This is a genomic window from Myxococcus vastator, assembly GCF_010894475.1.
GTDB classification, from domain to species: domain Bacteria; phylum Myxococcota; class Myxococcia; order Myxococcales; family Myxococcaceae; genus Myxococcus; species Myxococcus vastator.
Genome location: NZ_JAAIYB010000737.1, coordinates 1 through 2,450, shown reverse-complemented (window position 1 = coordinate 2,450; position 2,450 = coordinate 1). Strand labels below are relative to the sequence as shown.

At 70.6% G+C, this 2,450-nt stretch carries 3 protein-coding genes; 1 reads left to right on the top strand and 2 read right to left on the bottom strand.

The window, feature by feature from the left end; genetic code table 11:
• Positions 1 to 306, top strand: a 306-nt coding sequence (locus G4D87_RS36710; RefSeq protein ID WP_163787431.1) for a proline and serine-rich protein 1 family protein, incomplete at its 5' end; no start/stop codon positions are given.
• A 73-nt stretch (positions 307 to 379) separates the two neighbouring features.
• Here the strand turns inward: G4D87_RS36710 and G4D87_RS36705 are convergent.
• Positions 380 to 958: a hemerythrin domain-containing protein gene (locus G4D87_RS36705; RefSeq protein ID WP_205507873.1), complete on the bottom strand. Its 579-nt coding sequence runs from the start codon at positions 956 to 958 to the stop codon at positions 380 to 382.
• Positions 959 to 969: 11 nt separating this feature from the next.
• A complete protein-coding gene (gene hemN, locus G4D87_RS36700) occupies positions 970 to 2,343 on the bottom strand; it encodes an oxygen-independent coproporphyrinogen III oxidase (protein ID WP_163787429.1) in 1,374 nt (457 codons plus the stop codon).
• Positions 2,344 to 2,450: the final 107 nt, after the last annotated feature.

Below are 2,450 nucleotides of genomic sequence, written 5' to 3'. Positions count from 1 at the left end.
CCCCCGCAGCCGGTGGTGCGGCCCATCTCGGACAGCGAGCTGCGCCGCATCAACGACTCCATCTCCCGGCAGTCGTTCGCCGAGGACAAGATGCGCGTGCTCGTCTCGGCGGCCCAGCACCACTACTTCCTCGTGTCGCAGGTGGGCCAGCTGCTGAGCCACTTCCAGTTCACCCAGGACAAGCTGACCGTGGTGCGCGAGCTGCGGCCGTACATCCTGGACCCGCGGAACGGACACACGCTCTACAGCTACTTCTCCTTCTCCAGCGACAAGAAGCGGCTGGACGCAATTCTCGCGCAGCACTGAGCCGCGCGGGCTGACACGTCGCCAGCAGGACTCCGGGCGTCGCGGGAAGTGCTCCCGCGGCGCCCGTCGCGTTCTAGAACGAGCACACCGGTCCGCGAGGGAAGAGCCGTCCCGCCGGGACGGGCGTGAAGGCGCGCTCCATGGCCTCCGCGGCCTCCGCCAGCGAGCCATGCGACGCCTCGATTCGGGCGAAGCGTGTCCGCATCCGGTCCAGGATTTCCGCGGGTAACAACCGCCGCGCCATGGGAAACACCTGCGCCTCCTCCACCGCGGTGTGCCCCCGGTACAGCCGCAGCCAGTCGTCGGCCGCGTCGAGCATTCGCGCGGGGTCTGTCCCCCCGCCGCGCAGTATCGTCTCCGCCGCGCAGAGCATGGCCACCGCGTGCTCGCTGCCCGTGCCATGCTCGCCGGACACCTGGGCCAGCAGCCCGGGCGCCAATGGCAGCCGGTGCGCCACCATCGTCTGGAAGAGCACCATCTCCTTCGCGTGGTGGCTGCCGTCCACGAAGGTGAGGAAGAAGTTCGCGGCGCGCAGGAAGAGCGAGGCCGAGACGAACGCCCCTTCGCGGCCCTTCGTCACCGCCCGCTCCAGGACCTCCAGCACGCGCTGGATGTGGCGGTGCTCCTGGCTCAACACGTCCAATGCATCCATGACCGACCCCTTCACACCGTGCGGGAAAAGCGGGGGCGCTCCGTCCCCGCGAGATACGCGTCGAACACCATGGCCACGTTGCGGACGAAGAGCCGCCCCATGGGCGTCAGCTCCACCTGCGAGCCGGTGCGCGTCACCAGGCCGTCGTCCTCGAACGCGCGCAGCCGCTCCAGCTCCGGCGCGAAGTAGTCGGCGCCGTCCGAACCCAGGTCCACCCAGAAGTTGCACATGAGCCGGGTGATGACCGCGCGGCGCCGCTGGTCATCCGCCGTCAGCGACAGGCCCCGCTCCGTGGCCAGGCAGCCCTGGGAGACGCGCTCGTAGTAGCGCGGCAGCGCGCGGACGTTCTGCGCATACGCGCCGTCCACGTCGCTGATGCCGGTGCTGCCAATGGCCACCACGTCCGATGCGGCCTTGACGGTGTAGCCCTGGAAGTTGCGGCCCAGCCGGCGCTCGGCCTGCGCGCGCGCCAGCTCGTCCTCTGGCACCGCGAAGTGGTCCATGCCGATGGGCTGGTAGCCCGCCGACACGAACGCCGCATAGGCGGCGCGGAACAGCTCCAGCTTGGCGCGCCCGCTCGGAAGGGCCTCCGCGGGCATGCGCCGCTGGTGCTTCAGCACGTCGGGCATGAACGCGAAGGAGTAGACGGCCAGCCGGTCCGGCCGCATGGCCAGCACCGTGTCCAGCGTGCGGGCCCACCCTTCGGCGTCCTGGTGGGGCAGGCCGTAGATGAGGTCGAAGTTCACGCCCTTGAAGCCCAGCAGCCGCGCGTGCTCCAGCAGCGCCCGCGTCTCCTCCGGGGACTGGAGGCGGTTGGTGACCTGCTGCACGCGCGCGTCGAAGTCCTGCAGGCCCATGGACACGCGGTTGAAGCCCAGGCTCCGCAGCAGCGTGAGCTGGCCGGGCGTCGTCACGGCCGGGTGGACTTCGATGGCCACCTCCGCGTCCGGCGCGATGCGGAAGCGGCGGGTGAGCGCCGTCCACAGCCGCTCGAGCTGCCGCTCATCCAGGAAGGTGGGCGTGCCTCCGCCCCAGTGAATCTGGGACACGAAGCGCCGCGCGCCGAGCCGCTGCACCACCAGGTCCAGCTCCAGCTCCAGGTGGTCGAGGTACACGTCCGCGGCGGCCCTGTCCCTGCTGATGACGACGTTGCAGCCGCAGTACCAGCAGAGGCTGCGGCAGAAGGGCAGGTGCACGTAGAGCGACAGCGGCTCGGCGCGCTCCCGGGTGCCCGCCTGCTCCAGCCGCGCCACCAGGTGCTCCGGACCGAAGTCCTGCCGCCACGCTGGCGCCGTGGGGTAGCTGGTGTAGCGGGGGCCGGAGACGTCATACCGGCTCAGCAGGACTTCGGGCGGCGTGGGCACTTCCTGGCGGGAGGGCTTCATCTCACCGCTTCGCCACTCCAAGCCTCGTGCCAGGGCATCCAGGGCGGGGCGGCGGAGGAAGCACTGCAAGCCTTGCGGTCCCCTCCACCCACGGCGAGGGAGGACAG

Excerpts from the sequence above, each read along its gene's own strand:
- hemN (WP_163787429.1), bottom strand. The coding sequence starts at position 2,343 with ATGAAGCCCTCCCGCCAGGAAGTGCCCACGCCGCCCGAAGTCCTGCTG.
- G4D87_RS36705 (WP_205507873.1), bottom strand. The coding sequence starts at position 958 with ATGGATGCATTGGACGTGTTGAGCCAGGAGCACCGCCACATCCAGCGC.